Annotated in this window: 18 protein-coding genes and 1 tRNA gene; 7 read left to right on the forward strand and 12 right to left on the reverse strand. The window is 69.0% G+C overall.

Going from position 1 to position 19,529, the window contains the following annotated elements; all coding sequences use genetic code 11:
- The 7 genes from D7006_RS08335 to D7006_RS08365 all read right to left on the reverse strand — a co-directional run bounded on the left by D7006_RS08335 (position 1) and on the right by D7006_RS08365 (position 5,876).
- Entirely contained in the window at positions 1 to 876 is an 876-nt protein-coding gene (locus D7006_RS08335) for an ABC transporter permease (RefSeq protein WP_237356265.1), read from the reverse strand.
- A complete protein-coding gene (locus tag D7006_RS08340; RefSeq protein WP_237356266.1) occupies positions 873 to 1,967 on the reverse strand; it encodes an ABC transporter ATP-binding protein in 1,095 nt (364 codons plus the stop codon). Before D7006_RS08340 ends, D7006_RS08335 begins: the two co-directional genes overlap by 4 nt.
- An 8-nt stretch (positions 1,968 to 1,975) precedes the next feature.
- On the reverse strand, positions 1,976 to 3,022 hold the full coding sequence (locus D7006_RS08345; RefSeq protein WP_237356267.1) for an ABC transporter substrate-binding protein: 1,047 nt from the start codon (positions 3,020 to 3,022) through the stop codon (positions 1,976 to 1,978).
- A gap of 77 nt (positions 3,023 to 3,099) precedes the next feature.
- The gene (locus tag D7006_RS08350) at positions 3,100 to 3,768 is read right to left on the reverse strand and encodes an RraA family protein (RefSeq protein ID WP_169121390.1); all 669 of its coding nucleotides are present in this window, start codon (positions 3,766 to 3,768) and stop codon (positions 3,100 to 3,102) included.
- A 14-nt stretch (positions 3,769 to 3,782) separates the two neighbouring features.
- A complete protein-coding gene (locus tag D7006_RS08355) occupies positions 3,783 to 4,589 on the reverse strand; it encodes a carbon-nitrogen hydrolase family protein (protein WP_237356268.1) in 807 nt (268 codons plus the stop codon).
- 117 nt (positions 4,590 to 4,706) lie between these two features.
- Positions 4,707 to 5,627 carry a LysR family transcriptional regulator gene (locus D7006_RS08360; protein WP_237356269.1) on the reverse strand — a complete coding sequence of 307 codons (921 nt, stop codon included), beginning with the start codon at positions 5,625 to 5,627 and terminating at the stop codon, positions 4,707 to 4,709.
- Between the two features lie 174 nt (positions 5,628 to 5,801).
- Positions 5,802 to 5,876: transfer RNA gene (locus tag D7006_RS08365), tRNA-Thr, on the reverse strand.
- 246 nt (positions 5,877 to 6,122) lie between these two features.
- Here D7006_RS08365 and D7006_RS08370 point away from each other — a divergent pair.
- Genes D7006_RS08370 through D7006_RS08380 form a run of 3 tightly spaced genes read left to right on the forward strand, consistent with a single transcriptional unit; the run spans position 6,123 to position 9,028 of the window.
- Entirely contained in the window at positions 6,123 to 7,289 is a 1,167-nt protein-coding gene (locus D7006_RS08370; protein WP_237356270.1) for an ABC transporter ATP-binding protein, read from the forward strand.
- A gap of 9 nt (positions 7,290 to 7,298) precedes the next feature.
- A complete protein-coding gene (locus D7006_RS08375) occupies positions 7,299 to 8,216 on the forward strand; it encodes an ABC transporter permease subunit (protein ID WP_229643172.1) in 918 nt (305 codons plus the stop codon).
- On the forward strand, positions 8,213 to 9,028 hold the full coding sequence (locus D7006_RS08380; RefSeq protein WP_169121387.1) for an ABC transporter permease: 816 nt from the start codon (positions 8,213 to 8,215) through the stop codon (positions 9,026 to 9,028). The genes D7006_RS08375 and D7006_RS08380 overlap by 4 nt, the downstream gene beginning before the upstream one ends.
- Positions 9,029 to 9,056: 28 nt before the next feature.
- Here D7006_RS08380 and D7006_RS08385 read toward each other — a convergent pair whose 3' ends face one another.
- The 5 genes from D7006_RS08385 to D7006_RS08405 all read right to left on the reverse strand — a co-directional run bounded on the left by D7006_RS08385 (position 9,057) and on the right by D7006_RS08405 (position 16,271).
- On the reverse strand, positions 9,057 to 9,293 hold the full coding sequence (locus D7006_RS08385) for a hypothetical protein (protein WP_237356271.1): 237 nt from the start codon (positions 9,291 to 9,293) through the stop codon (positions 9,057 to 9,059).
- Between the two features lie 100 nt (positions 9,294 to 9,393).
- Positions 9,394 to 11,460 carry a hypothetical protein gene (locus tag D7006_RS08390; protein WP_237356272.1) on the reverse strand — a complete coding sequence of 689 codons (2,067 nt, stop codon included), beginning with the start codon at positions 11,458 to 11,460 and terminating at the stop codon, positions 9,394 to 9,396.
- A gap of 16 nt (positions 11,461 to 11,476) precedes the next feature.
- Complete coding sequence (locus tag D7006_RS08395) at positions 11,477 to 14,308, reverse strand: DUF4159 domain-containing protein (RefSeq protein ID WP_237356273.1); 2,832 nt, start codon at positions 14,306 to 14,308, stop codon at positions 11,477 to 11,479.
- Complete coding sequence (locus tag D7006_RS08400) at positions 14,308 to 15,273, reverse strand: DUF58 domain-containing protein (protein ID WP_169121518.1); 966 nt, start codon at positions 15,271 to 15,273, stop codon at positions 14,308 to 14,310. The genes D7006_RS08395 and D7006_RS08400 overlap by 1 nt, the downstream gene beginning before the upstream one ends.
- Positions 15,274 to 15,305: 32 nt before the next feature.
- Positions 15,306 to 16,271: an AAA family ATPase gene (locus D7006_RS08405; RefSeq protein WP_371745107.1), complete on the reverse strand. Its 966-nt coding sequence runs from the start codon at positions 16,269 to 16,271 to the stop codon at positions 15,306 to 15,308.
- Positions 16,272 to 16,694: 423 nt separating this feature from the next.
- Between D7006_RS08405 and D7006_RS08410 the strand changes: the two genes are divergently transcribed.
- The 4 genes from D7006_RS08410 to D7006_RS08425 are packed head-to-tail and all read left to right on the forward strand — an operon-like array spanning position 16,695 to position 19,529.
- Positions 16,695 to 17,357, forward strand: a complete 663-nt coding sequence (locus D7006_RS08410) for a DUF1285 domain-containing protein (protein WP_237356275.1) — start codon at positions 16,695 to 16,697, stop codon at positions 17,355 to 17,357.
- Positions 17,357 to 18,034, forward strand: coding sequence for a CoA pyrophosphatase (locus tag D7006_RS08415; protein ID WP_237356276.1), 678 nt, complete (start codon positions 17,357 to 17,359; stop codon positions 18,032 to 18,034). Before D7006_RS08410 ends, D7006_RS08415 begins: the two co-directional genes overlap by 1 nt.
- The gene (locus tag D7006_RS08420; RefSeq protein WP_169121380.1) at positions 18,034 to 18,294 is read left to right on the forward strand and encodes a DUF6111 family protein; all 261 of its coding nucleotides are present in this window, start codon (positions 18,034 to 18,036) and stop codon (positions 18,292 to 18,294) included. Before D7006_RS08415 ends, D7006_RS08420 begins: the two co-directional genes overlap by 1 nt.
- A complete protein-coding gene (locus D7006_RS08425) occupies positions 18,291 to 19,529 on the forward strand; it encodes a CCA tRNA nucleotidyltransferase (protein ID WP_237356277.1) in 1,239 nt (412 codons plus the stop codon). Before D7006_RS08420 ends, D7006_RS08425 begins: the two co-directional genes overlap by 4 nt.

A 19,529-nucleotide genomic window follows, 5' to 3' on the forward strand; every position in this document is an offset into this window, starting at 1 on the left:
TCAGGCGATGCGCCGCAGGGCGCGGGCGTAGAGCGTGAGGGAAATGCCGAACACCACGAGCACGATCATGGAAAGCGCGGCGGCGAGCGGCCAGTTGAGCGTCACGATGGCCTGGTCGTAGATCTCGGTGGCGAGCAGGAACACGCGCCCGCCGCCGAGCAGCTTCGGCGTGACGAAGGAGGAGATGGCGAGCACGAAGCACAGGAGCCCGCCCAGCGCCATGCCGGGCGCAGTGAGGGGCAGCACCACCCGCCAGAAGGTCTTGAGCGGCGAGGCGCCCAGCGTCAGCGCCGCTTCCTCCAGCCGCGGATCGAGCCGGCCGAAGCCGGAGAGCAGCGCGAGGATCATGTAGGGCATCAGGATCTCGGTGAGGCCGATGACGACGCCGGTGAGGTTGAACATGAGGCGCGGCGGCTCCGCCATGCCGAGGGCCATCAGCGCGTTGGCCACCAGCCCCCGGTCGGAGAGGATGGCGATCCAGCCATAGGTGCGCACCACAGCGGAGGTGAGCAGCGGCGCCACCACCAGCACCATCAGCACGGTTCTCCATGTGCCGGTGGACCGGTGCAGGTAGAGCGCGATGGGGTAGGAGGCGATGAGCGTCAGCACGGTGATGAGGAGGCTGACCCCCACGCTGTTGGTGATGAGCTCCAGCGTGAAGCTGTCGGTGAGGGCGTTGGTCCAGGTGTCCAGATTGTAGCCCGCCCCGAGCGCGCCGGAGGCCTGCGCCTCGCGGAACGACATCTTCAGCAGGTTCACCACCGGCCACAGGAAGCCGATGGCATTCACCACGGCGATCGGCAGCAGCAAGGCGCTGGCCGTGCCGAGGGGGCCGAGCCGTCGCGGTTCCGCGTGGCAGAGAGTGAGGCTCGTCATGACGCGGCGTACACGAACGTGTCCTGGGGGCGCCAGGACAGGGTGACGGGCGTGCCCGGGGCAAGCAGGGCCTCGCCGCCGCGGGTGGAGGCCTCGGTCTTCAGGAGGGTGCCGGCGGCTTCCACCTCATATTCGAGGATGTCGCCGGCGAAGGTGGCGCGGGTCACGGTGCCGGAGAGCTGGTGCAGCCCCGCATCGGCCGGGGCCGGACCGGTGGACAGGACCATGCGGTGTGGCCGCACCATCACGTCCACGTCGCCCTCGAAGCCGGGGGCGGAAACCGTGATCCCCGCCACCTGCGCCACGCCGCCGGACGCCCGGCCGGACAGTCGGTTGATGCGGCCGACGAAGCCGGCCACGAAGGCGGTCTTGGGGTGCTCGTAGATCTCGTGGGGCGTGCCCACCTGCTCCAGCCGGCCGTGGTTCATCACCACCACCTTGTCGCAGATGGTGAGGGCTTCCATCTGGTCGTGGGTGACGAAGATGGCGGTGATGCCGAGCCGCTTCTGGATGTCACGGATCTCGGTGCGCATCTCGTCGCGCAGCTTGGCGTCGAGGTTGGAGAGCGGCTCGTCCAGCAGAAGGATGGAGGGCCGCACCACCAGCGCGCGGGCCAGCGCCACGCGCTGCTGCTGGCCGCCGGAAAGCTGGGCCGGGCGATGGTGCTCGCGGCCGGTGAGGCGGACCATGGCGATGGCCTCCTTCACCCTTTGAGCCGCCTCGGCCTTCGGCACCTTCCGCATCTCCAGCCCGAAGGCCACGTTGCGGGCGATGTCCATGTGCGGGAACAGGGCATAGGACTGGAACACCAGCCCCATGTCCCGCTTGTAGGGCGCCACGCCGGTGAGGTCGCGGCCGTCCACGACGATATGGCCGGAAGAGGCGGGGACCAGCCCGGCGATCATGCGCAGCGACGTGGTCTTGCCGCAGCCCGACGGGCCGAGGAAGGCGACGAGCTCGCCCTTGGCCACATCGAGATTGAGGTCGTCCACCGCGGTGAAATGGTCATAGCGGCGGGTTAGGCCCCGCAGGGACAGGAAGCCCTGTCCCTGCGCCAGGCGCGTCATCTCGGCGGGCTCGGCGTGGATCATGGCTGCCCTCACCGGCTGGCCGGCAGGACGCGGCGGCGCCACTGCTCCGCGATCTTGTCGCGCACCTGCGCGAGGGCGATCCAGTCCACCGCCATCACCTTGTCGAGGTTCTTCACGGCGGTGCGGTCGAGCGCGGCACCGGTGATCTCGGCCTTGGAATTGGTGGGGGCGTAGAACATGGTCTCGGTGAAGCTCTTCTGCGCCTCGGGGGAGAGCGCATAGTTCACGAAGGTCTTCGCCGCCTCGGCCGCGGGGGCGCCGGCCACCAGATTGATGGTGTTGATCTGGAAGATGGTGCCTTCCTGCGGGATGGTCGCCTTGATCTTCCCGCCGGACTGCTCGCTGTTCACCTGGGCGCGGGCGTTATAGCCGACGCCGAGGGCCGCCTGCCCGGTGATGATGGGGGCGTAGACCTCGGGCTTGGGCTCCCACGTCTGCACGTTGGGGGCGATCTCGGCGACGGCGGCGAGGCCCTTGTCCACGTTGGCGAGATAGTCGGTGCCGCCATTGGCCTTGTTGAGGATCAGCACGAGGCCGAGGCCCTGGATGTCCGGCACGCCGGGGATCACCACCTTGCCCTTGTAGGGCGCCTTGGCCATCTCCATCCAGGACTTGGGAGCCTCCTTCACCTGCTCCGCATTGTAGAGCAGCACGAGGTTGTCGAAGGTCACGCCCACGCCGGCCACGCTGGGGATGCGGGCGTTGGGATAGAGGTCCTTCACGTTGGGGATGTTGGTCTCGTCGATCTTGGTGAAGAGGCCTTCATCCGTGCCGGCCTTGGAGACGGACACGTCCATGATCACCACATCCGCCTGCGGCGCGGCCTTCTGGGCGCGCAGATTGCCCAGCATGGCGGCGGAGGAGGGCAGGGGGAAGAAGGTGACCTTGATGTCCGGATGCGCCTTCATGAAAGGCTCAAGGACCGCCTTCGTGTAGCGCTCCTGGAACAGGCCGGAATAGGCCATCACCGTCAGGTTGGTTTCCGCCGCGGCCGGACCTGCCATGAGGCCGGCGGCGAGGAGGCACAGGGTTCCGAACTTGTGTGCTGCGTTCATCTGGTTGTCCCTCTGGAAAGGTGACCGGGCCGCTTGGGCGGCCTCTCGTGAAGGGTTGAATCAGCGGTTGGGCGGGCTCAGGCGGACAGGAGCTTCGCCTCCACCATGGCGCGGGCGCCGGAGATGTCGGGAAGCTTCTCGCCGGCCGCGAGGCGCGACAGGAGGACGACCTCCGCCTCCTGCATGGCGATGGCGCGGGCCGCCACCGCCGGTGCCTCGGCCGGCTTCAGCACCACCACGCCGCTCTCGTCGCAGAGCACGGCGTCGCCGGGCGAAACGGTCTGGCCGCCCACGTTCACCGGCACGTTCAGCGCGCCTTCGAGGCCGAGCAGCTTGGTGGTGATGGGCGAGGGGCCACGGCACCACATGGGCATGTCCACGCGCACGATTTCCGAGAAATCTGTCGCCGGGCCGTCGATGACGCCCGCCTTCACCCCGGCCATCTTCATGGCGTTGGTGATGACCCCGCCCCAACAGGCATGCCGCGCGTCGCCGCAGCGCTCGATCACCACCACGTCGCCGGGGCGCACATAGGCGGTGAGATAGTGCAGCAGGGTGGAATCGGCGTGCGGAATGCGCAGGGTCACCGCGGTGCCGGCCACCCGCTTGCCCGGCAGAACGGCGCGGATGTCGGGATCCACGAAGCCGGAATGCAGCACGTGGCCGATGGTCGCCACCTCGCACTTTTCCAGCTCGGCGACGAGGTCCGGCGCAATCTGCTCCGGCATGGGGTTGACGATGAACATGGGGCAGGCTCCGCTCAGGCGAGGACGTGGTGGCGGGCAACGGGAACGTTGGCGCGCACCTTGCCGGTGTAGGAAAAGTCGAGGCGCGCGGAGGTGAAGCCGATCCCGTCCGAGCACTGGGCCGCGATGTGGCCCCAGGGGTCGATGACCATGGAATGGCCCCAGCACCACTTCCTGCCACCGGCGTGGGAGCCGGTCTGGCCCACCGCGAGGAACCAGGTCTGGGTTTCGATGGCGCGGGCGCGGGCCAGCACCTCCCAATGATCCTTGCCGGTCATCAGGGTGAAGGCGGCGGGCAGCACGATCACGTCGGCGCCCTTGTCGGCCAGCTTGCGGAACAGCTCGGGGAAGCGGATGTCGTAGCAGATGGCGCAGCCGACGGTGGTGTCGCCGATCCTGTACGTCACCACCTCGTCGCCACGGCTGACCGTGTCGGATTCGCGGTAGACAGTGCCGCCGGTGATCTCCACGTCGAACAGGTGGATCTTGCGGTAGCGGGCGATCTCGCTGCCATCCGGGCCGAACACCAGGGTGGTGTTGTAGAAGGCGTTGCCGTCTTTTTCGGCGACGCTCCCGGCATGGATCGCCACCTTTAGGCGCCGCGCGAGGCCGGACATGAGCTGGTAGGCCTCCCCTTCCGGGAAGATCTCGGCGGAGGCCTGAGTCTCCTCGGGCGTGTCGCCGAGGCAGGCGTAATATTCCGGCAGGACCACGAGGTCGGGACGTTCGAGAGCGACCGCTTCCTCGATCAGTGCTTTGGCGGCGCTGAGGTTCGCCGCCTTGTCGCCCTGGCTGTTCATCTGGATGAGCGAAACCTTCACGCCCCTGCCTCCTTGCTGGTGAGGCAAGCAGAGCAGAGGCGCCAAGGCCCGACAAACGCGAAATAATTGTCCGCCGTGACAAGCAATGCTTATGAGAACGGCATAGGCGGGGGCTGCTTATTCCGTGTGCAGCGCAGCATGCCCATCGAGAGGGTCGCCGGCGGCGATCGCGGCGGCCATGTGGGCGATCAGGCCGGGCAGGGGGCTGCCGGGTTCGTCGCGGAAAATGGCGTGCAGGTTCAGGGGCGGAATACGCGCATCCACATCCAGCAGCACGAGTTCTTCCCGCTCCAGCATCTCGGCAACGACCACGTCGGGCAGAACCGCGACGCCCATGCCGTCGCGTACGAGGCGGGTGATGGTGGCCAGCGAGTTCGAGTTGAGGATGCGGACGAGGTGCGGGTCGAGTCCGGAGGATTCGATGAGCTTCTGCACGTTCTGGTGCGGCTGCGATCCGCGCGAGAAGGCGAAGATGGGCTGGGTGGTGATGTCCTCCAGCATCAGGCGGCGGCCGTGCAGCCCGAGGCGTGGGGAGGCGACCCACACGCAGCCATAGCTGCACAGCTCGATGTTGCGGCAGCCCGGCGCCAGCACCGGGCCGGCGATGAGCGCAAGGTCCACTTGGCCCTCGAGCAGCATGCGCGCCACCGTGAGGCTGTTGTCCACGGTGAGGTCCAGGTCCACCTCGGGATAGATGGACTTCACATGCTCCACGAGGCGCGGCAGCCACGCATAGACGATGGTGTCGATAGTCCCGATGGCCACCCGCCCGCGCAGCCGGTGCGGATCGCCCACGCCGAGCCTGAGATCGGCCGCGAGCCGCACGATGGTCTCGGCCTGGGCCAGCGCCCGCTCGCCGGCCGGCGTGAGGCTGACATTGCGCAGGTCCCGGTCGAACAGGCGCACGCCGAGGTCCTTCTCCAGCGTCGCGATGCGGTTGGAGACGGCCGCCTGCGTCGTGCAGAGCCGGTCCGCCGCGCTGGAGAAGCTGCGCAGCCGGGCAACCCAAAGGAAGGTTTCAAGGAACCTTATGTTCATTCGCCCTGAAGGCTCCCGCCGCGACCGAAGGGCGCGATCATGCCCCTTGCGACCAGAACTGCAACCTCCGCCAGGGAGCGAACCTCGGGAGCCGTGGGAAGGCGGCTGTTATGGCTGGCGCAGTCGGCTAGAGCGCGTACGCTCACGGACCAATCAGGGGATTATGGGCTGGAATGGTGCTGCGAGAGAGGATTGAACTCTCGACCTCTCCCTTACCAAGGGAGTGCTCTACCACTGAGCTACCGCAGCGTGCCGGCGGGCCGCACGGAAGCGGGAACCGCGGCGACGGGTGTGCCGTCGTCAGGAGCGCTCCTCTAGTACATGCGGCGCTGCGGTGCAAGGGGCTCGGCATCGATGGCAGTGGATGACGTAGCCGGCCGGCCCGGTTGGGCGTTCGGCGGGCGGCGGTCGCTGAAAAAATGCGCCTGCTTGCGGCTTGAGCGTTTCCTTCCGCACGGCTAGCCTTCGTTGCACGAGGCCTGGATGGGGGAAGTCATGGCAGCGGACAAGGCGCGCAAGGAAACCATCGGCGCCGTCCGGCGCACATTCGCCCCCTGGAAGGATCCAACCCAGACCCCGCTCATCCGCTTCGAGAATGTCGTCAAGCGGTTCGGCGATTTCACCGCGGTCAATAACGTCAGCCTCGATATCTATGAGCGGGAGTTCTTCGCCCTGCTCGGTCCCTCGGGCTGCGGCAAGACCACCCTCATGCGGATGCTCGCCGGCTTCGAGGAGCCAAGCTCCGGCCGTCTGACGCTTGCGGGGGAAGATCTCGCGGGGGTGCCGCCCTACCGGCGGCCGGTGAACATGATGTTCCAGTCCTACGCGCTGTTCCCGCACATGAACGTGGCGGACAACATCGCTTTCGGCCTGAAGCAGGACAAGATGCCGAAGGCCGACATCGACGCCCGCGTCGAGGAGATGCTGACGCTGGTGAAGCTGGAGAAGTTCGCCAAGCGCAAGCCGCACCAGCTCTCCGGCGGCCAGCGCCAGCGCGTCGCGCTGGCCCGGTCGCTTGCCAAGCGCCCCAAGGTGCTGCTGCTGGACGAGCCCCTCGGCGCCCTCGACAAGAAGCTGCGCGAGGAGACCCAGTTCGAGCTGATGGACCTGCAGATGGACCTCGGCATGACCTTCCTGATCGTGACTCACGACCAGGAGGAGGCCATGACGGTGGCCGACCGCATCGCCGTCATGAACCATGGCGTGCTGGTGCAGGTGGACCCTCCGGCGGAGATCTACGAGCAGCCCGCCACGCGCTACATCGCCGACTTCATCGGCGAGGTGAACCTGATCGAATCGACCGTCACCGCCTGCGAAGGCGAGATCACGCGCCTCACCTCGGAGATCACCACGTCTCCCCTCACCGTGGCGCATCCCTGCGAGGTGGCTGCGGGCGGCAATGCCTGCATCGCCATCCGGCCCGAGAAGCTGCGCATCTCCCTCGATCCTCCGCCGGAGGGGAGCGAGAATGTCTTTGCCGGGGAAATCTGGGACATCGGCTATCTGGGCGATCTCAACATCTACCATGTGGAGCTCGCGTGCGGTCAGCGCCTCAAGGTGTCCCAGCCGAACCTGTCGCGCCGCGTGGCGCGGCCCATTTCATGGGACGACAAGGTGTGGGTCACGTTTGATCCCGACGCCGGCGTCCTTCTGACCCGTTAGGAGGCAATCATGGCCATGGCGGGCGAGAAGGGCAGGGGCCGCTGGGTGGTGATCGCGGTTCCCTATCTGTGGCTTCTGGCGCTGTTCCTGGCGCCCTTCCTCATCGTGTTCAAGATCTCGCTGTCGCAGGATGTGGTGGCCCAGCCGCCTTATGCGCCGCAGCTCGATCTCTCCAACGGCCTTGCGGGCATCACCGAGTTCCTGTCCGGCCTCTCCTTCGCCAATTATGGCTATGTGCTGGATTTCTCGAACGAGTTCCTGGAGGCCTACGGCTCCAGCCTCGTCATCGCCTCCATCTCCACACTTCTTTTGCTGCTGGTCGGCTATCCCATCGCCTACGGCATGGCGCGGGCGCCGCGCTCCATCCAGCCGACGCTGCTGATGCTGGTGATCCTGCCCTTCTGGACCTCGTTCCTGATCCGCGTCTACGCCTGGATCGGCATCCTCTCGCCGGAGGGACTGCTCAATCAGGGCCTGATGGCGCTGGGGGTGATCGACACGCCGCTGGAGATCCTGAACACCAATCTCGCGGTCTATATCGGTATCGTCTACTCGTACCTGCCATTCATGGTGCTGCCGCTCTATTCGGCGCTGGAGAAGCTGGATCTCACGCTTCTTGAGGCCGCGGCCGATCTCGGCTGCCCGCCGGTGAAGGCCTTCTGGAAGATCACCTTCCCGCTCTCTATCCCCGGCGTCGCCGCGGGTGCGCTCTTGTGCTTCATCCCGGCGGTGGGCGAGTTCGTGATCCCCGATCTGCTCGGCGGTTCCGACACGCTGATGATCGGCAAGTCGCTGTGGACGGAGTTCACCGTGAACCGCTCCTGGACGGTGTCTTCGGCGGTGGCGGTGCTGCTGCTGCTCGTGCTGGTGATCCCCATCGTGATCTACCAGAACATCCAGCAGCGCGAACTGGAGGCAGGCAAATGAGAAAGGGCCTCACTTGGTTCAACGTCACGTCCATCGTGCTGGGCTTCGCCTTCCTCTATATCCCGATCATTCTTCTGGTGATCTACTCCTTCAACGCCTCGCGGCTCGTCACCGTGTGGGCGGGGTTCTCCACCCAGTGGTATTGGTCGCTGCTGGAGAACGAGCAGCTCATCGATGCCGCCTGGGTGACGCTGCGCATCGCCTTCTTCTCCTCGCTGGTGGCCACCGTGCTGGGCACCATGGCGGCGCTCGCCCTCACCCGGTACGGGCGGTTCGGCGGGCGCACGCTGTTCTCGGGCATGATCTATGCGCCCCTCGTCATGCCCGAGGTCATCACCGGCCTGTCGCTGCTGCTGCTGTTCGTGGCGGTGAACTTCGACCGCGGCTTCTGGACGGTGCTGCTCGCCCACATCACCTTCACCATGTGCTTCGTGGCGGTGGTGGTGCAGTCGCGCCTCGTCACCTTCGATCGCACGCTGGAGGAGGCGGCGCTGGATCTCGGCTGCCCGCCCTTCCAGACCTTCTTCAAGATCACCCTGCCGCTCATCCTGCCGGCGGTGGTGTCCGGCTTCATGCTGGCCTTCACCCTGTCGCTGGATGATCTCGTGATCGCGAGCTTCACCACCGGCCCGGGCGCCACCACGCTGCCCATGCGCATCTATTCGCAGGTGCGCCTCGGCGTGACGCCGGAGATCAATGCGGTCTGCACCATCCTCATCGCCATTGTGACGGTGGTGGTCATTGTCGCCTCCATCGTCACCAAGCGTGCGGAGAACCAGCGGCAGGCGGAGGAGAGGGCGGCCCTGCAATAGGCGCCGTGGAACGGGCGCGTCGCGCGCCCTAGATCGCGGCGAACCGCACGATGACGCTGCCGTGGATGACGCTGCCATCGGCGACGGCTTCCGCTGGCCATGCTCCGGAGGGCCGGCTCCCCGCGGGAGATGCGGCGGCGGCAAAGGCGCTGAAGGCAGTCACGATCTGGATCATGAGCAGCAAGGCGCCGGCCAGCATCGCCCCGCCCATCAGCAGCGCGAGCCCACGGTTGCGGTCGGCGGATACGGAGGCGGCGGTGGCCATGCAACATGCTCCCGGTGTTCGAGTGACCGGGAGCGTGGCAGCAAATCGTTAACCATAACCTTAAGTTTCGGCATCCCGGGTCCGCGCCCGGAAGGCCGCCTCAGCGGCCCTCGCGCACCCAGGCGGCGGTGATGACGCCGAGCAGCAGGAGCAGGCCGGAGAGGCCCGCGAACATCGGGAACAGGCCGATGCCGCGCACCACCGAGACGTCTCGCGTCTTCAGGCCCATCCAGTCCTCGCCGGCCAGCCGGTCGGAGGCGGAAACCTGAACGAGGCGCGGCACCTGCCCGTTGAGGTCGGCGAGCCGCCACACGCCGCCGCCCGTGGCTGCAGCGATGGGGGCGAGCACCTCGCGGGTGCTGGTCACCTCGGCGAATTCCTTGGGGTTCAGAGGGCCGATATTGGCGAGGGCGTTCAGCGTGCCATTCTGCGCCCGCCACAGGCCCAACTCGTCCGCCGGCGTCTTGGCCTGCCACAGGCCGGGCTCGACCTGCGCGAGGGTGAGGGTGCGCAGCGCGCCGGAGGGCGTGGTGACGGTGGCGGGCGGCACCTGATCCGCCATGGTCTGGCGCTCCACCACCAGATCGCGGCCGGACACGGTGAGCTTGAGGCGCTCCTCCTCCAGGTCCGGCTCCTTCATCAGCCAGTGGGAGAGGCGGCGCAGCAAATCGATGTGCGGACCGCCGCCCTCATAGCCGCGCGCCCACAGCCAGATGTGGTCCGAAAGGAGGAGGGCGACGCGGCCCTCGCCCACCCGGTCCACCAGAAGCACCGGCTTGTCGCCGGGCGCGGACATGAGGCTGGTGCCGGAGCGCGCCTGCGCATCGATGACGCGGAAGAAGCGGCTCCAGTGGGGTGGGTCGCTCTCCGATCCTGGCAGGTTGCGAGTGACGGGATGGCGCTTGCCGGGGTCCGTGAGCTTGGCGTGATACGGAGCGTCGGTGGCCTCGCCGCGCGGTATTCCGGGAAGGATCTCCTCCAGCGGCGTGTTGTAGAGCGAGCCGGTGTCGAGGAAGTCCGTTCCCGCCGCCACCAGCACGGCGCCGCCGGCCCGAACATAGCGCACGATATTGTCGAAATAGATCTGCGGCAGCACGCCCTGCTGGGCGTAGCGGTCGAAGATGATGAGGTCAAAATCCTTGATCTTGGTCTGGAACAGCTCGCGGGTCGGGAAGGCGATCAGCGAGAGTTCATTGATGGGCGTGCCGTCCTGCTTCTCCGGCGGGCGCAGGATGGTGAAGTGGACGAGGTCCACATTGGCGTCGCTCTTCAAGAGGTTGCGCCAGGTGCGCTCGCCCACGTTCGGCTCGCCGGAGACGAGGAGCACGCGCAGCTTGTCGCGCACGCCGTCGATGGCCACGGCGGTGCGGTTGTTCACCTGCGTCAGCTCACCCTCGAGCGGGGGCACCTCGAACTCGACGATGTTGGGGCCGGCGTGGGTGATGTCCACATCGATGCTGGCGCTGCGGCCGGTGGTGACGGTGGGCCGGCCGATCACCTCGCCGTCGCGGCGGATGGTGACGGGCACGCGGGCGCCGGCGGGGGCGCCTTCGTCCGTCACCTTGAAGGTCACGGTCTGCTTCTGGCCGACGATGCCGAAGCGCGGCGTCTTCTCCAGCGCCACGCGGCGGTCGCGCTCGCCGACGCGGCCGGTGATGAGGGCGTGGACGGGGGCGGAAAAGCCAAGCGCGCCGGCATTTTCCGGCGTGTCGTGGACCCGCCCGTCGGTGATCATGATGGCGCCGGCCACCCGCTCCGGCGGCACATCGGCGAGGCCGGCCGAGAGGGCGGAGAACAGGCGCGTGCCGTCCACCGAGCCGTCGCCTGCATCGGCCTCGATGGTGCGCACCTCGACGCCGGAAAGCTTGCCGAGCCGCTCGGCGAGCTGGGCGCGGGCGGCCTCGGTCTGCTGGGTGCGCTCGCCGAAGGATTGCGACTGGCTCTTGTCCACCACCAGCGCCACCACGGAGGACAGTGGCTCGCGCTCCTCGCGGGTGAAGGAGGGGTTGGCAAGCGCGAGCAGGCCCACGGCCAGCGCCAGCGCGCGGAACACCGAGCCGCGGGTGCGGGAATAGACCAGCAGCCCGGCCAGCAACGCGGCCGCGACCGCGACCGCGATCAGCGCCGGCAGCGGCAGGAAGGGGGAAAAGGTGAGGCCGTAGCTCATAAGGTCCGTGTCTTCCTCACTGCCCCAGCCGCTCCAGAAGCGCCGGCACGTGCACCTGGTCCGCCTTGTAGTTGCCGGTCAGCACGTACATCACCATGTTGGCGCCGGCCCGGAAGGCGATCTCCCGCTGGCGCGGTTCACCGGGGGTGAGCGGCAGCATCGGCTCGCCCGAGCGCGAGACGGCCCAGGCGCCGGCCAGATCGTTGGAGGTGATGATGACGGGGGACACGCCGTCGCCGGCGCGGGCGGGGCGGTCGGCATCGTCGCGGGCGGCGGGGAGCGCCTCCACCCAGGTGGTGCCGCCGGTGAAGCGGCCGGGGAAATCCTTTAGGAGATAGAAGGCCTTGGTGAGCACGTGGTCGCGTGGCACCGGTTCCAGCTCGGGGATGTCGAGACGGGAGAGGATCTCCTTCAGCCGCGCCTGCGCCGGGGTGAGCGGCGCGCCGGGGCCGCCGGGGGATTCGATGGCGTCGCGCGTGTCGAAGATCACCGTGCCACCCTGCTTCATATAGGCGTCGATGCGCGCCAGAACCGGCTGCGCGGGCACCGGTGTGTTGGCGAGGATGGGCCAGTAGAGCACGGGGAAGAAGGCGAGTTCGTCCTTCCCGATATCGACCCCCATGGCCTCGCCGGCCTGCAGCGCGGTGCGCTGGGCGAGGAAGGTGGCGAGGCCGTCGAGGCCGGCGCGGGAAATGTCGTCCACCTCGCTGTCGCCCGTCACCACATAGGCGAAGCGGGTCTGCGTGGTGGCCTTCAGGGCGAAGCTGTCGTCCGCCTGCGCCGGGGCGGGCAGGAAAGCGCCGGCAGTGGCGCCCAGCATCACGGCGGCGAGCAGGACGGCGGCGGCTCCTGGGCGCGGCCGCGTCCCGCCCATGCGGGAGAGACCGCCGGCGAGGAACAGCACGGCCAGCGCATCCAGCAGCAGCAGCAGCATGGCGCCGATGAGGATCGGCCCGCGCATGTCGCGCGGCGCACTCTCCTGCAATGGCTCCGTGCGGCCGCCCAGCGCCGCGAGGTCGAGCGCCTTGGGCCGGTCGGCGGGGAGCAGGGTGTTCACCGCCACGAGGCCGTCCGGCGGGCCGTAGAAGCCGGGCGGATGGTCGGCGGTGGAGCGGCCGCGATAATCGGCGGGCAAAGCGCGTGCGGTGGGGCCGGCGGGACGGAAGGCGCCGAAGCCGTCGAGCACGCGGGCGGGCGGCAGCGCCGCCACATCCGGCCGTCCGGCGGGCTGGACCGCGGTGCCGGCGGGCGCCGTCTCGGGCGGGGGCGGGGCGTCGGAGAGGGCAACCACGTGGCGCAGCATCTCAACAAATGTGCCGGAAAGGGGAAGGTTCGACCAGGACGTGTCGCCGGTGACGTGGAACAGCACCAGCGCGCCCTTGCCCCGGCGGGTGCCGGTGACGAGGGGCGTGCCGTCCGCCAGCGTCGCCCAGGTGCGGTCGCCCAGTGTGCCGTCCGGCTCGGCGAGCACCTGCCGGTTCACTGTCACGTCGTCGGCGGGCTTGATGTCGCGGAAGGGGCCTTCCGGCGTCAGGGAGCCGAGCTTCTGCGGCGTCTCCCATGAAAGGGAGCCGCCGAGCACACGGCCGCCGCGGCGCAGGCGTACCGGCAGGAGATCGTCCTGCGCGTTGGCGAGGCGCGGCCCGGCGAAGCGGATGAGCACGCCGCCGTCTTCCACGAACTTGGCGAGGCGGTTGCGGGTGGCGGGCGGGATGGTGCCCACGTCGGTCAGCGCCAGCACGGGCAGGCGCTGGTCGAGGAAGCGGTTGATGTTCTCGGTGGCCGATCCCGTCTCCGCCACGCGTAGGTCGGCGAATGGGCCGAGGGCGCGGGAGAGGTAATAGGTGGGCGCAAGGAGCGGCTGCCCGGTGTCGGTGGAGGTGCCGGAGACGACGCCCACCGACCGCCGCCGCCAGCGCTTGTCGAGAAGCTGCACGGCACCGGCCGAGTGCTCGCCGGCAATCTCCAGCCGCGCCACTTCGTTGCGCAGTTCCACCGGCAGGTCGAAGCGGGCGTCCACCTCGCTCGTTCCCTCCGGCAGGGTGAACGGGGCTTCGGCGAGCACAAGGCCACGCATGTCGCGGGCCGTCACCCGCCCGGCGCGCGGGGCGCCGGCGGTGGGGCGCAGCACCTTCACCGTGAGCGCCTCAGCGGCATTCTCCGCGCCGGCCAAGGCTAGCGGCTCGGCAACACCGCCGCCCACCACCAGCAGACGCGCCCCGGCGCCGAGGTCGGCGAAGGCGCGGGCGGTGTCGGGATCGGCGCCGAGATCCACGCCATCGGAAATATAGACCACGCCGGCAGCGGGCTCGGTGACGAGGAGGCGCCCGGCCAGCGCCAGCGCCTCCTTGCGGGCCGGCGCATAGGGCACCGGCTCCAGCGAGCGCAGGCGATCGCGGGCGGCGGCGGGGGTGGAGAGGGGCGCCTCACGCGGCACGTCGCCGGTGGGGATGAGCGCGACGCCGCGTCCGTTGGTCTCGGCTTCGTCGATGAGGGCCGCGGCGGCGCTGCGGCGCGCCTCCCAGCTCGCGGCGGCGGGCCAGCCCTGATCGATGACGAGGAGAAGCGGCCCCGAGCCGGTCGGCGCCGCCGCAGGCGGGTTCCAGATGGGGCCGGCGGCTGCGAGGATCACGAGAGCCGCCAGCAGCATCCGCAAGGCGGTGAGCCACCACGGCGTGCGCGCCGCGCTCTCCTCCTTGGGGGTGATGCCAAACAGCAGGCGCAGCGGGGGAAAGCTGACCTCGCGCGGCTTCGGCGGCACCACGCGCAGCAGGAACCACAGCAGCGGCAACGCCAGGAAGGCGGTCAGCAGCAGCGGCGCGGAAAAGGCGAGGGGAAGACCGAACATCAGGCCGGCCCTCCGGAAACGTACGCATGTCCGCCGCCCTTGGGCATGGCGGAAGGGCCACCGCCCACGCTCATGCGCTGGTGCAAAGCGAGCAGCATTTCGCTGGCCGGCCGGTCGGTGCGGTGGATGGCGAAGCTCCAGCCCAGGCGTTCAGCGGCGGCTCTGATGCGGGTGCGGTGCTCCACCAGCTTCAGGTCATAGTCGGCCCGCCAGCTCTCCGCCCGACCCACGGTGAGGCGCGCGCCCCCCTCCGGCTCGCGGAACTCGATGCGTCCGGAGAAGGGGAAGGTCTCTTCCGTGGGGTCCACGATCTGCACCAGATGGCCGTGGGCGCCCGAGGCGGCCAGCATGTGAAGGCGCTCCGAAATCTCCTCTGCGGGGCTCCAGAAATCGCTCAGCAGCACGATCTCGGAGAGCGGCGAAGGGCCGAATTCGGGCGGCAGGCTCGTCGGAAGGCGGGGCGCCAGCACCACGGCCTCGGCCATGCGCTCGACGATGCGGCGATTGGCGGAGGGGCGCATCAATTCGGGAATGCCCACGCGCTCGCCGCCCTTCACCAGAAGCTCGGCGAGAGCGAAGGCAACCACCAGCGCCCGCTCGCGCTTCGGTGCCTGTCCGCGGGAGGCGTAATCCATGGAGGCGGAGAGGTCGGGCCAGATCCACACCGTGTGGCTCGCCTCCCACTCGCGTTCGCGGACATAAAGATGATCGTCGCGGGCGGAGCGGCGCCAGTCCACGCGGTTGGCCGGCTCGCCGTCCACGAAACGGCGATACTGCCAGAAATTCTCTCCCGTGCCCGCGCGGCGCCGCCCGTGCAGGCCGTGCTGCACGCTCATGGCGATGCGGCGCGCCTCCAGCACGAGGCGCGGCATGGCCGCCGCGAGGTCTGCGGCGGCGAGGGCGGACGTCTCTACGGCGTGACGCTGCGCGTCCTCGGGCGAGCCTTTTTGCGGGGCGTTGGCCATGGGAGCGGCCATGGGCGCGGGCCGGTCCGCGCTCACCCGAGCCGCTCGGTGAGGCGGCGGATGATGTCGGTGACGCTCTGGCGTTCGGCCCGGGCGGCGAAGGTCAGCGCCATGCGGTGCTTCAGCACCGGCTCGGCGAGGGCCACCACGTCGTCGAGGGAAGGCGCATAGCGCCCGTCGAGCAAAGCGCGGGCGCGAACCGCCAGCATCAGCGCCTGGCTGGCGCGCGGGCCGGGGCCCCAGGCGATGTAAGCCTGCTCCGGCCCTTCGGCGCCGGGACGGGCCGAACGGACGAGGGTGAGGATGGCTTCCACCACCGATTCGCCCACGGGAAGGCGGCGGACGAGGCGCTGGGCGGCGATGAGATCGTCCACCGTCATGGCGGCGCGGGGCTTCTGCTCCTCCGCCGAGGTGGTCTCGAACAGGATGCGCCGCTCGGCGTCGCGATCCGGATAATCGACGTCGATCTCCATGAGGAAGCGGTCGAGCTGCGCCTCGGGGAGGGGATACGTGCCTTCCTGCTCCAGCGGGTTCTGGGTGGCGAGCACGTGGAAGGGCTTGGGCAGGTCATGCCGCTCGCCGGCGACGGTGACGTGATATTCCTGCATGGCCTGCAGCAGGGCCGACTGGGTGCGCGGCGAGGCGCGGTTGATCTCGTCCGCCATCAGGAGCTGGGCGAAGATCGGCCCCTTGATGAAGCGGAAGGCGCGGCGGCCGCCGGCCGATTCCTCCAGCACTTCGGCGCCGAGGATATCGGAGGGCATGAGGTCCGGCGTGAACTGCACGCGGCGGGCGTCGAGCCCGAGCACGGTGCCCATGGTGTCAACGAGCTTGGTCTTGGCAAGGCCGGGCACGCCCACCAGCAGGGCATGGCCGCCGGCGAGGATGGTGATGAGCGCGCGCTCCACCACCGTCTCCTGGCCGAAGATGACGTTGGAGATGGCCGCGCGGGCGGCCTTCACATGGGCGGCGGCGGCTTCCGCGTTGCGGATGATCATCTGGTCGAGGTCGAAGGTCTCGCCGGCAGCCGACATATGCTCATCTCCTACACGCCAAATACGAACCGCACGCCCAAATTGCCTGCATGCCGAACACGCACCGCAAGCTTGCTGCCAAAAGCGGCAACAAAACGCCTCCGGCCTTCATCCGCCGGACCGTTTCGCCCTTTGCCTGTTTAACGGGCAACGGGCGGGCCGGTCCATGCGCCGGCCTGGGACGGATGCCGCACCGCGGAGCCGCCATGCTGTCTCCTCGCGAAAAGGCCCGTCTCGCGAAGTCTTGCAAACGTCGCGCCACCCGGACAGAGAGCTTACGATATGATGCGCGCCCGTCGAGCCCCCGCGGAGACGACGCGGGTGCGTCGCACTCACGTCATCGCGAGCCAGCCGCCTTTCGCAGCGTGACCCGGCCAAGGAGACCAGATGCCTGCCCCCGCGCCAGACACGCCAGCGATCCCGCCCCCCACTTCCGATGCGCCGTCGGCGTCGGGCCGGCTGGAGGCGCTGATGGCGGCCGCGCGCGCCGGCGGCGGCAAGGGGCCGGCGCCGGTGGAGCTGTGGAACCCGCCCGATTGCGGCGACATGGACATGGTGATCCGTGCCGACGGCAGCTGGACCTACATGGGCACCCCCATCACCCGCCCGGCTCTGGTGAAGCTGTTCGCCTCCGTACTGGCGCGCGAGGGCGAGCGCTTCGTCCTGAAGACGCCGGTGGAGAAGGTGGGCATCAGGGTGGAGGATGCCCCGTTCCTCGCGGTGGATCTGGCCGTGGAACCGGCGGCTGAGCCGGATGCGGCCGTGGGCCGCACCGCGAATCGCACGCTCGTCTTCCGCACCAATCTGGATGACGTAGTGCGCTGCGGCCCGGGCCACGAACTCCGCTTCGCTCCTGGCTCCGGGGAGGGCGAGGTGGTGCCTTACCTGCATGTCCGGCGGGGGCTTGAGGCGCGGTTGTCACGCGCCGTCCATCTGGACCTCATGGATCTCGGGGAGGTGCGGGAGGAGGGTGGCGTCCCCATGTTTGGCGTGGCGTCAGGCGGCCTCTTCTTCCCCATCCTGCCGGCGGCCGAACTGGGACTGGACTGATGCGGGCGTCCGATGATGCGTTCTCCGAGGCCAACAGCGCAGGCGGCAGCCTCGACGATTTCATGCGGCGCGCGACGGAGCGTCTGTCGCGGGAGCCGCCTCCCTTTTATTCGGAAAGCGCCTTTCTCACCCTGAACGGCGACCACGCCTTGCAGCCGGAGAAGGTCAGCCTCATTCCGCAGGACCGTCCGCGACACGCGGCGGTGCTCGTGCCGGTGATCGCGCGGCCGGAGCCGACCATCCTTCTCACCCTGAGATCGTCCCACCTCTCGCAGCATGCGGGACAGGTGGCCTTTCCCGGCGGGCGCATCGATCCCGGAGACAAGGACGAGGTCGACGCTGCCTTGCGCGAGGCGCGCGAGGAGGTGGGGCTCGATTCGGCGCTGGTGCGTCCGCTCGGCTTTCTCGACGGCTATCTTTCCGGCACCGGCTTCTGGATCGTCCCGGTGGTGGGGCTGGTCGATCCCGCCTACACGCTCACGCTCAATCCCGCCGAGGTGGACGAGGCGTTCGAGGTTCCGCTCGGCTTCCTCATGAGCCCGCGCAACCACGAGCGCCAGTCTCGGGAGTGGAAGGGCACGCTGCGGCATTTCTACGTCATGCCGTTCGAGGGCCATAACATCTGGGGCGCCACGGCCGGAATGTTGCGCAACCTTTACGAGAAGGTTTACGCCTGATGGCGCGCAGCCTGCTCATCGAACTGGCGCTGTTCCTCACGCCGTTCCTGCTCTACGGCGCCCTGCTGATCGCAACCAAGGGATCGGCTGTGCCGGCCAATTGGTCGCCACGTGCTCTCGCGATCACCGCCGCGGCGGCGGTGGCCTTGGTGGCGCTGGGGCTGTTCTTTTTCGAGCACGGCCGTGTGGCCCCGCCCGGCGCCCATTACGTCCCCGCGCAGACCAAGGACGGCGTGTTCGTGCCGGGACATTTCGAATGACCGCCAGCGTTGCCGGGGCCCCCTTCTGGGCGACGCCGGGCCTCGCGCCGCTCCTTGCCGTGCTGAACGGCCAGGGGGAGGAGGCGCGGGTGGTTGGCGGGGCGGTGCGCAACGCTCTCCTCGGCCTGCCCGTGATCGACGTGGATATCGCCACCACCGCCTTGCCGCAGGAGGTCGTCGCCCGTGCAGCCCGCGCTGGCCTCAAGGCGGTGCCGACCGGCATCGAGCATGGGACGGTTACGGTGGTGTCCGGCCATCACGGCTACGAGGTCACCACCCTGCGGGAAGATGTGGAGACCGATGGCCGCCGCGCCGTGGTCCGCTTCGGCCGGAGCTGGCAACACGATGCGGAGCGGCGGGACTTCACCCTGAACGCGCTCTATGCGGCACCCGACGGCGCGGTGCTGGACCTCGTGGGCGGCCTTGCGGACCTTGAGGCACGGAAAATCCGCTTCATCGGCTCACCCGAGGCGCGCATTCGCGAAGACTATCTGCGCATCCTGCGCCTGTTCCGCTTCCACGCGGCCTATGGGGCGGGCGCAGTGGACCAGGCGGCCTTTTCCGGTGCGGTTCGCCTGCGGCAGGGCCTGCTGGCCCTCTCTCACGAACGGGTGCGCGCCGAATTGCTCAAACTGCTCCTCGCCCCCGGGGCGGCGGCGACACTTGCCGTCATGAGCGATGCGGGTCTGATCCAGCCGCTGATCGGCGGCATCGCCGATGCCAACGCGTTCGCACGGCTGGTGGAGATCGAGGCGCTGTGGCGCGCAGAGGGCTGGAAGGTGCCGCCGGCCGCCATAAGACGGCTCGCCGTCCTTGCCCTGCGCGTGCCGGACGATGCCGAGCGGCTGCGCGAAAAGCTGCGCCTGTCCAATGCCGAGGCGCGGCACCTCGCCCTCATGGCCGGCCCTGTGCCGGACATTGCCGACGATGCGGCGGCGCAGGCCTTCATCTACCGCACTGGGGTAGATGCCGCGCGCGACCGCGCCCTTCTGGCGGCGGCTCACGGACGGCCGGGCATGGAACGGATCGGCCGGCTCACCGCTCAGTGGGCGGTGCCGCGCCCGCCATTCGGCTCAGCGGACCTGATGGCGCTGGGCCTCAAGCCGGGACGGGCGCTCGGAGCCGCCCTGCGACAGGCGGAGGCGGACTGGATCGACGCCGGCTTTCCCGAGGAGCCCGGCTCCATCGCCGCCCTGCTGCGGGCGGCGATCGCCGCGGATGATGGGTCGTTGTAG

This window comes from Xanthobacter sp. YC-JY1, assembly GCF_021730305.1.
In the GTDB taxonomy this organism is placed as follows: Bacteria; Pseudomonadota; Alphaproteobacteria; order Rhizobiales; family Xanthobacteraceae; genus Xanthobacter; species Xanthobacter flavus.

Coding starts and splice junctions, on each gene's coding strand:
- D7006_RS08335 (WP_237356265.1), bottom strand. CDS start 876: ATGACGAGCCTCACTCTCTGCCACGCGGAACCGCGACGGCTCGGCCCC.
- D7006_RS08340 (WP_237356266.1), bottom strand. CDS start 1,967: ATGATCCACGCCGAGCCCGCCGAGATGACGCGCCTGGCGCAGGGACAG.
- D7006_RS08345 (WP_237356267.1), bottom strand. CDS start 3,022: ATGAACGCAGCACACAAGTTCGGAACCCTGTGCCTCCTCGCCGCCGGC.
- D7006_RS08350 (WP_169121390.1), bottom strand. CDS start 3,768: ATGTTCATCGTCAACCCCATGCCGGAGCAGATTGCGCCGGACCTCGTC.
- D7006_RS08360 (WP_237356269.1), bottom strand. CDS start 5,627: ATGAACATAAGGTTCCTTGAAACCTTCCTTTGGGTTGCCCGGCTGCGC.
- D7006_RS08370 (WP_237356270.1), top strand. CDS start 6,123: ATGGCAGCGGACAAGGCGCGCAAGGAAACCATCGGCGCCGTCCGGCGC.
- D7006_RS08375 (WP_229643172.1), top strand. CDS start 7,299: ATGGCCATGGCGGGCGAGAAGGGCAGGGGCCGCTGGGTGGTGATCGCG.
- D7006_RS08380 (WP_169121387.1), top strand. CDS start 8,213: ATGAGAAAGGGCCTCACTTGGTTCAACGTCACGTCCATCGTGCTGGGC.
- D7006_RS08385 (WP_237356271.1), bottom strand. CDS start 9,293: ATGGCCACCGCCGCCTCCGTATCCGCCGACCGCAACCGTGGGCTCGCG.
- D7006_RS08390 (WP_237356272.1), bottom strand. CDS start 11,460: ATGAGCTACGGCCTCACCTTTTCCCCCTTCCTGCCGCTGCCGGCGCTG.
- D7006_RS08395 (WP_237356273.1), bottom strand. CDS start 14,308: ATGTTCGGTCTTCCCCTCGCCTTTTCCGCGCCGCTGCTGCTGACCGCC.
- D7006_RS08400 (WP_169121518.1), bottom strand. CDS start 15,273: ATGGCCAACGCCCCGCAAAAAGGCTCGCCCGAGGACGCGCAGCGTCAC.
- D7006_RS08405 (WP_371745107.1), bottom strand. CDS start 16,271: ATGATCATCCGCAACGCGGAAGCCGCCGCCGCCCATGTGAAGGCCGCC.
- D7006_RS08410 (WP_237356275.1), top strand. CDS start 16,695: ATGCCTGCCCCCGCGCCAGACACGCCAGCGATCCCGCCCCCCACTTCC.
- D7006_RS08415 (WP_237356276.1), top strand. CDS start 17,357: ATGCGGGCGTCCGATGATGCGTTCTCCGAGGCCAACAGCGCAGGCGGC.
- D7006_RS08420 (WP_169121380.1), top strand. CDS start 18,034: ATGGCGCGCAGCCTGCTCATCGAACTGGCGCTGTTCCTCACGCCGTTC.
- D7006_RS08425 (WP_237356277.1), top strand. CDS start 18,291: ATGACCGCCAGCGTTGCCGGGGCCCCCTTCTGGGCGACGCCGGGCCTC.